This window comes from Streptococcus sp. 1559, from assembly GCF_013276735.1.
Classification (GTDB): Bacteria; Bacillota; Bacilli; order Lactobacillales; family Streptococcaceae; genus Streptococcus; species Streptococcus pseudopneumoniae.
Map to the genome: position 1 here is coordinate 1 of NZ_VMLO01000035.1, position 8440 is coordinate 8440.

9 protein-coding genes and 1 pseudogene are annotated in these 8440 nt (G+C 40.7%); 9 read left to right on the top strand and 1 reads right to left on the bottom strand.

Translation table 11 applies throughout. The features are described from left to right. Positions 1-500: 500 nt before the first annotated feature. From HT688_RS05955 to HT688_RS05990, 8 genes and pseudogenes are all read left to right on the top strand, one after another. A complete protein-coding gene (locus tag HT688_RS05955; RefSeq protein WP_119948047.1) occupies positions 501-707 on the top strand; it encodes a hypothetical protein in 207 nt (68 codons plus the stop codon). Continuing rightward, positions 704-868, top strand: coding sequence for a hypothetical protein (locus HT688_RS05960; protein ID WP_000709172.1), 165 nt, complete (start codon positions 704-706; stop codon positions 866-868). Before HT688_RS05955 ends, HT688_RS05960 begins: the two co-directional genes overlap by 4 nt. 16 nt (positions 869-884) lie before the next feature. Next, positions 885-1769, top strand: a pseudogene (locus HT688_RS05965) (ABC transporter ATP-binding protein). Between the two features lies 1 nt (position 1770). After that, on the top strand, positions 1771-2508 hold the full coding sequence (locus HT688_RS05970) for an ABC transporter permease (RefSeq protein ID WP_172923641.1): 738 nt from the start codon (positions 1771-1773) through the stop codon (positions 2506-2508). Next, positions 2508-3554, top strand: a complete 1047-nt coding sequence (locus HT688_RS05975; protein ID WP_172923642.1) for a sensor histidine kinase — start codon at positions 2508-2510, stop codon at positions 3552-3554. Before HT688_RS05970 ends, HT688_RS05975 begins: the two co-directional genes overlap by 1 nt. A gap of 51 nt (positions 3555-3605) precedes the next feature. Continuing rightward, positions 3606-4205, top strand: a complete 600-nt coding sequence (locus HT688_RS05980; protein WP_050223406.1) for a response regulator transcription factor — start codon at positions 3606-3608, stop codon at positions 4203-4205. Positions 4206-4522: 317 nt separating this feature from the next. Beyond that, positions 4523-5533, top strand: coding sequence for a catabolite control protein A (gene ccpA / locus HT688_RS05985; RefSeq protein WP_050208778.1), 1011 nt, complete (start codon positions 4523-4525; stop codon positions 5531-5533). A 63-nt stretch (positions 5534-5596) separates the two neighbouring features. Beyond that, the gene (locus HT688_RS05990) at positions 5597-5989 is read left to right on the top strand and encodes a hypothetical protein (RefSeq protein ID WP_172923643.1); all 393 of its coding nucleotides are present in this window, start codon (positions 5597-5599) and stop codon (positions 5987-5989) included. 28 nt (positions 5990-6017) lie between these two features. Here the strand turns inward: HT688_RS05990 and HT688_RS05995 are convergent, their stop codons facing one another. Next, the gene (locus tag HT688_RS05995; protein ID WP_050208774.1) at positions 6018-6980 is read right to left on the bottom strand and encodes an asparaginase; all 963 of its coding nucleotides are present in this window, start codon (positions 6978-6980) and stop codon (positions 6018-6020) included. 65 nt (positions 6981-7045) lie between these two features. On the opposite strand from HT688_RS05995, the gene HT688_RS06000 reads away from it, so the two are divergent. Next, complete coding sequence (locus HT688_RS06000; protein WP_000453150.1) at positions 7046-8437, top strand: Cof-type HAD-IIB family hydrolase; 1392 nt, start codon at positions 7046-7048, stop codon at positions 8435-8437. Positions 8438-8440: the final 3 nt, after the last annotated feature.

Genomic DNA, 8440 nt, shown 5'->3' on the forward strand with positions numbered 1-8440 from the left:
CGAATCCTGTCTTCCCGATACATTATAGAGATATGTGAGTGTGTATTTTTAAAACTAGATATTATATACATTAAGAGAGAATCAGTTTGCTTCTCTCTTTTTTGAATTTCAGTAATTCATTTTGGCAGCGTATACTTTTCGTCTCCAGTCTTTTCAATAAATACCGTATTTTAGGTATACACATTGAATTCAAGGGATTTTATAACTCTTATAAATTTTTAAGAAAGCAATAGAAGGGTTTTATTCAACGTATAATATATGTGTTTGTCTGATAAAAATTTCTACTCTTTTTGATTTTAAATAAGTATTAGCTTACATTATGGTGTGAATTGGATTTGATATTTCTTTTGAGGAAGTTGCCTTAGATTTTTCTAATTGTGTTTTATTGTATAGTGTATCTTGCTTGTTTTGAACAGAATTTTTTATGACATTTGTCATATTTTCTAGTGACAGAAGCTTCTAGCTCCGCTAACTTCAAAAGACTATAATTGAAGTATGAAATGGAGGAAGAAGAGATGAAAAATAAAATGATTGTCGCAATGAGTTTAGTAGCAGCAGGAGTTATGACCTATCTCATGTTTTCGGGATTGGATGAGGATTTCTATCATTTTCCTTGGGAGGTCTTTGCTGGATTTGGAATGATGTCTTGGCTTGTTAGAGAAGGTTTGAAATTAGTCGGAGATGTGAAAAAGGAGTTTGAGGAATGAAAAAAGCGATTATCTATCTCTTTATTGGTCTGTCACTCTTGGTATGGTTGGTAGAAATGTTTACAGGTTGGTTTGATCAAGACTTCCTTTACCAATTCATCCGTGGTGCTTGGGGTTTTGGATTTATGATTTTCGTCGTTTTCCCTATGGGAATGGAGTGATTGAAAGGAGAATATTATGAACATGATTAAGGTACAAGGCTTACATAAAAACATCAAGGGCAAGGCTATTTTGAAGGATATTTCCTTTGAGATAGCTGAAGGTGAATGTGTTGCCATGATTGGGCCAAACGGAGCAGGAAAGACCACACTCTTGGACTGTTTGCTCGGAGATAAATTGGTCTCCAGCGGTCAAGTATCTATTAAAGGTTTACCAGTAACGAGTTCTCAGTTAGACTATACAAGATCCTACCTCCCTCAAGAGAATGTAATCGTTCAGAAACTAAAGGTAAAAGAGTTGATTGCTTTCTTTCAAAAAATTTATCCAAATTCCTTGAGCAATCAGGAAATCGATCAACTATTGCAGTTTAATCAGCAACAGAAAGAGCAATTAGCAGAAAAATTGTCAGGCGGGCAAAAGCGTCTCTTCTCTTTTGTCTTGACCTTGATTGGGCGACCAAAGCTTGTCTTTTTAGATGAACCAACTGCTGCCATGGATACTTCAACTCGTCAACGCTTTTGGGAAATTGTTCAGGACCTAAAAGCGCAGGGAGTCACCATTCTCTATTCGTCCCATTATATTGAGGAAGTGGAACACACCGCAGACCGCATTTTGCTCTTAAATAAGGGAGAGTTGATTCGCGATACGACACCACTAGCCATGCGTAGCGAGGAAATAGAAAAGCACTTTATCCTTCCTATATCTTATAAGGAAGTCGTTGAGCAGTCTAACTTGGTTGAAAAATGGACTCAAAAACAAGATGCTCTGTAAGTAGTCACACGAGAAGCAGATGCTTTCTGGGAACTGTTAGTTCAAGCAGGATGTAGCATACAAGAAATTGAAGTTAATAATCGTAGTTTGCTGGATACAATCTTTGAAGAAACGCAAAAAGGAGATGACTAAGATGAAACGATGGATGGCACTAAACAAGATAGAATTTCTATTGACCAAACGGCAATCAGTCTATTATTTATTATCAGTAGGGATGCCGACAGCTTTCTATTTATTCTTTTCTGGCATGTACCAGGAGACACCAGGTGGACCAGCGAATTTTATGCGTGATTACCTCATCTCCATGACGGCTTTTTCCATGATGTCGACAGCTATCTTTTCATTACCAGCTGTCTTACATACCGATAAGATCAACAACTGGCAGAAAACATTGCGTCATAGCCCTGTAAATATGGTAGAATATTATCTATCAAAGATAACAACTATGCTGGTTGATTATTTGGTCTCAATTCTGGTTGTTTTTACAGTTGGACATTTTGTAAGAGGTGTAGACATGCCTCTAGTAAAATGGGTTGGAGCTGCGATTTTGCTGATTGTGGGGAGTATTGCTTTTGTAGCACTTGGCTTGACCTTGACTCTCTTACCAACTAGTCAGCTGATGTCTGTTGTGGGCAATCTTCTTTATCTAGGATTGGCTGTTTTAGGCGGACTCTGGATGCCCATTTCTTTATTTCCAGACTGGATGCAAGCAGTTGGTAAGTGTCTCCCGACCTATCAATTGATGGAGTTGCTCAAGACCTTCTTAAACGAGGGTGGCATCAATCTATCAACCACAGTTTATTTACTTGTTTTTTCAGCAGTTTTATTTGGTTTGACTATTTACCTTCAAGGTCAGAAGGAGAATGCTTAATGCTTGAAAGACTGAAAAGCATACACTATATGTTTTGGGCCAGTTTGATTTTTATGCTTTTTCCCATCCTACCTGTAGTGATTGGGGAGCTTCCTGCTTGGCATTTATTGGTTGATATTCTATTTGTAGTGACGTATTTGGGTGTTTTAATAACTAAGAACCAGCGCCTATCTTGGCTTTTCTGGGGGATCATGCTGGTCTATGTAGCTGGGAATACCGCCTTTGTTGCTGGGAATTATATCTGGTTTTTCTTTTTCCTTTCCAATCTCTTAATTTATCATTTTGGCGTACGTAGTTTAAAGTCTTTACATGTATGGACATTTCTCCTTGCTCAATTCCTTGTTGTGGGGCGACTTTTGATTTTTCAGAGAATCGAAGTTGAGTTTCTAGTCTATATGCTTGTAATTCTTACTTTTGTCGATTTGATGACTTTGGGCTCGGTTCGAATTCGCCTTGTCGAGGATTTGAAAGAAGCTCAGGTCAAGCAAAATACCCAGATAAATCTATTGCTAGCAGAAAATGAGCGCAATCGTATCGGTCAGGATTTGCATGATAGTCTGGGACATACCTTTGCTATGCTTAGTGTCAAGACAGATCTAGCCTTGCAGCTATTTCAAATGCAGGCTTATCCACAAGTGGAAAAGGAATTAAGAGAAATACAGCAAATTAGCAAAGAATCAATGCGTGAAGTTCGAACCATTGTGGAAAATCTTAAGTCTAGAACTTTGACATCCGAACTAGAGACTGTGAAAAAGATGTTAGAAATTGCTGGAATTGAGGTGGAAACGGATAACCAACTAGATACTGCTAGCCTTACTCAAGAATTGGAGTCAATGGCTTCTATGATTTTGCTTGAGTTGGTGACCAATATCATCAAACATGCTAAAGCGTCTAAAGTCTACTTAAAATTAGAACGGACAGAGAAAGAACTCATTCTAACAGTGAGAGATGATGGCTGTGGCTTTGCTTCTATAAAGGGGGATGACCTCCATACAGTTCGAGATCGTATTCTTCCGTTTTCGGGAGAAGTAAAGGTAATTAGTTGAAAACAACCGACAGAAGTTCAGGTTCGACTACCTTATAAGGAGAGAAAGTAGATGAAAGTATTAGTCGCAGAAGATCAAAGTATGTTGCGAGATGCTATGTGCCAGTTGCTTGCCTTTCAAGCAGATGTAGAGTCTGTCTTACAAGCCAAGAATGGGCAAGAAGCAATCCAACTCTTAGAAAAAGAGTCCGTAGATATTGCCATTCTTGATGTAGAGATGCCTGTTAAGACTGGTCTTGAAGTCTTGGAGTGGATACGAGCAGAAAAGCTCGAAACAAAGGTGGTTGTAGTGACGACCTTCAAGCGCCCAGGGTATTTTGAACGTGCGGTCAAGGCTGGAGTAGATGCTTATGTATTAAAAGAAAGAAACATTGCAGACCTCATGCAAACTTTGCATACTGTCCTCGAAGGAGGCAAGGAGTATTCGCCTGAATTGATGGAAGTGGTGATGATGCATCCCAATCCATTAACGGAGCAAGAAATCGCAGTTTTAAAGGGAATTGCTCAGGGCTTGTCTAACCAAGAAATTGCAGATAAACTTTATCTATCCAACGGAACCGTCCGAAACTATGTCACCAATATTCTTTCGAAACTAGATGCAGGTAATCGAACAGAGGCAGCTAATATCGCGAAAGAATCTGGTTGGTTGTGATACTATCATAACGCGAAAACCATTATGTGTTAAAATTAAAATTATTCAATCAAACAATTTGTAACTTGAGGGGGCTTAGTTTCCTCCTTTTTGTGGCTCTAAGGTGGTAGCAAGGAGCTAAACCTAGGCTTTCTATGAAATTTTTTCAATCAATCCTCAAAAAACACTTGAAAGTGTTTACAATTAGTGATAGAATGGAATAAGTAAAAATATGAAAACGAAATTTTCACATCTTCACTTTTGTAAGTAGATATAGAGCTTTAATCGGTGCCTCTACTTGTAAAAGAATGTGTGGGATAGAAAGGACAGGAAAAGGAATGAATGCAGATGACACAGTAACCATTTATGATGTCGCTCGTGAAGCAGGTGTTTCCATGGCGACGGTCAGCCGTGTGGTCAATGGCAATAAAAATGTAAAAGAGAATACCCGTAAAAAAGTGCTTGAGGTAATTGATCGTTTGGATTATCGTCCAAATGCAGTTGCGCGTGGTCTTGCAAGTAAAAAGACAACCACTGTTGGTGTCGTGATTCCAAATATTACCAATGGTTATTTTTCGAGTTTGGCTAAGGGGATTGATGATATTGCAGAAATGTACAAGTACAATATTGTCCTAGCTAATAGCGATGAAGATAACGAGAAAGAAGTTTCTGTTGTCAATACCCTCTTTTCAAAGCAGGTAGATGGCATTATCTTTATGGGGTATCACTTGACAGATAAAATTCGCTCAGAATTTTCGCGTTCACGTACTCCGATTGTTCTCGCAGGAACTGTGGATGTAGAGCATCAGCTTCCAAGTGTCAATATTGACTACAAACAAGCTACGATTGATGCAGTGACCTACCTCGCTAAAGAAAATGAGCGCATTGCTTTTGTCAGTGGTCCACTAGTGGATGACATCAATGGTAAGGTTCGTTTGGTTGGCTACAAGGAAGCTTTGAAAAAAGCAGATATTCCTTATAGCGAAGGATTGGTATTTGAATCTAAATACACTTATGAAGATGGCTATGCCTTGGCAGAGCGCTTGATTTCATCAAATGCAACTGCAGCAATTGTAACAGGTGATGAGTTGGCGGCAGGTGTCTTGAACGGTTTGGCTGGTAAAGGTGTGTCAGTACCAGAAGAATTTGAGATCATTGCCAGTGATGATTCGCAAGTCTCTCGCTTTACCCGTCCAAACTTGACAACTATTGCCCAACCTCTTTATGACCTTGGTGCCATTAGTATGCGTATGTTGACTAAGATTATGCACAAGGAAGTGTTGGAAGAACGTGAAGTTCTATTATCTCATGGATTAACAGAACGTAGCTCAACACGAAAACGTAAATAGAAAAAATCAGGGAATCGAGAAGATTTCCTGATTTTGTGCTCTTAAACAAGAGATGTTGACTTAATGAATACCATAGAGCGGACTAGGCGGCTGGTTAAAGACTGCGCAACACACTGTTTTGAACTTGTAGATAGAACTGACGAAGTCAGCTCAAGTCCCTGCTTTGAGCTTGTGGATAGAACTGACGAAGTCAGCTCAAGTCCCTGCTTTGAGCTTGTGGATAGAACTAACGAAGTCAGCTCAAGTCCCTGCTTTGAGCTTGTGGATAGAACTAACGAAGTCAGCTCAAGTCCCTGCTTTGAGCTTGTGGATGAAACTGACGAAGTCAGCTCAAGTCCCTGCTTTGAGCTTGTAGATGAAAATGATGAAGTCAGCTCAAGTCCCTGTTTTGAGCTTGTAGATAGAACTGACGAAGTCAGCTCAAGTCCTTGCTTTGAGCTTGTAGATGGAAGCTGACGTGGTTTGAAGAGATTTTTCAAGAGTCTTAGCCTTCCATATAGTCTTTCAAATCTTGCCCTGTTAGTCCGGCATTGAGGGCAATGAGGAGTTTCAAGCGGGCTTTTTGGGCGTTGAGTTCTTTAATAAAGAAGACACCAGATTTTTGTAATTGCACGCCCCCACCCTGGTAGGCATAAACAGGCTCAGCGATACCGTTAAAGCATCGTGAAACCAGGGCGACTGGGATTCCTTTTTGCAGAAGGTTTTCTAATTTTTGAGCCGTTTCTTTGGGAATATTACCAGCTCCGAAGGCTTGGATAATTAAACCGTCCAAGTGTTCTAAATCCAGCATATCAATCAGCTCATCTGTCATACCAGCATAAGCCGAGATGATAGGCACCAAGCCTTGTATGTGATCAAGATCAAAGCGAACACGAGGTTCAGCTGTTTTAAAGTAGAGGATTTCCTGTTTCATGATGAGACCGAGGGGGCCATGTGTTGGGGTCTGGAAGGTGCTGACGTTGGTCGTATGTGTTTTGGTGACATACTTGGCAGCGTGGATTTCATCGTTCATAACGACCAAAACTCCTTTGTCAGCAGCCTTGTCATCGCTAGCTACCCGTAAAGCACTCAGATAGTTATAAACACCATCACTACCGAGTTCATTGGAGCTGCGCATGGCTCCTGTTAGAACGATGGGCATGTGGGGAATTTTCATGGTATCAAGGAAATAGGCTGTTTCCTCTAAAGTATCGGTTCCGTGTGTGATCACCACCCCATCGTAGTTATCTGCTTCCTCTTTGATTTTTTGGTAGAGAGCCAGCATATGTTTGGGTTTGATATAAGGGCTTGGTAGATTAAAAAAGTCCAAGGCATGAACTTGGATTCCTTCAAGTGGGTTGGACACATGATTCATAGGATTATCTGAACTCGTCACAACAGCGCCAGAAGCATCGGCCTGCATGGAAATAGTCCCACCCGTATGTAAAACAAGGATTTTCTTAGGCATGATTTACTTACTCTTTCTGAAATGTGGTATAATCATTGTATCACAAAAGGGGAGATTGGGATAGGATGGAAGTCAAAGCTGTTTTTTTTGATATCGATGGAACACTAGTCAACAATCGCAAGAGTGTTTTGAAATCCACTAGGGACGCGATTAAGATTGTTAAAGAACAAGGGGTGCTTGTCGGTGTAGCGACAGGGCGAGGACCTTTTTTTGTTAAGGAATTGATGGACGATTTGGACCTGGATTTTGCGGTAACCTATAATGGCCAGTACATCTTTACTAAAGACAGAGTCTTGTTCACGAGCCCTATTTCCAAGTTGCATTTGCGCCATCTAATTAGCTATGCTAAAAAAGAGGGCAAGGAGATTGCCCTAGGGACCAAGGATGCCATGCTGGGTTCCAAAATCATGTCCTTTGGTCTGGGTTCTTTTTCCCAACGAATCAGTCGCTTCGTTCCCTCTGTTTTAACTCGGACAGTGAGTCAGTCTTTTAATCGCATGGTCAGCAAGGTTGTTCCCCAAAAGGAAGAAGACCTGCTTCATCTGATGAATCAGCCTATCTACCAAGTTTTGATGCTGATGACGCCAGAAGAATCTGAGAAGGCGGCAGCTGATTTTGAAGACTTGAAATTGACACGTAGCAATCCTTTTGCTGCGGATGTCATCAATCAAGGAAACTCTAAATTGGAAGGCATTCGACTAGTCGGGAAAGAATATGGCTTTGACCTCAACCAAGTCATGGCCTTTGGTGACTCAGATAACGATCTTGAAATGCTGGCAGGTGTTGGGATGTCGGTCGCTATGGGAAATGGTAGTAGCAGTGTCAAGGAAGTTGCCAAGCACATTACCACCAGCAATCAACAAGACGGAATCCACAAGGCCTTGGAACATTTTGGTGTTTTGGCTTCAGAAAAAGTCTTTGTCAGCCGTGACTATCATTTCAATAAGGTCAAGACCTTCCACCACATGATGGATGAACGGACTCAAGAAGAACCTCGAGCTTGGGATTTAGAAGGTGCAACCCATAGGGCTGGCTTTAAAATAGAAGAATTGGTGGAGTTTGTTCGAGCAGCCAGTCCTTCTGAAGAGGACTTTGGTCAAGCTCTATCGCAACTTCATCAGGCTCTTGATAAGGCGGCAGATAAAGTAGCCAAGAAGACGCCTGCCCAGCAAGATTTGATAGGTCAGGTGGATGCCTTGATTGACACGCTTTATTTCACCTACGGTAGTTTTGTCTTGATGGGGGTGGATCCAGAACGTATTTTTGACATTGTCCATCAGGCTAATATGGGGAAAATTTTTCCAGATGGCAAGGCTCATTTTGATCCAGTGACCCACAAAATCTTAAAACCAGATGATTGGGAAGAAAAATATGCTCCAGAACCTGCTATTAAAAAGGAACTGCAGCGCCAGCTCAAGGCTTATGAGCGTCATAAAGAGAGAAATAATACTCAATGAAAA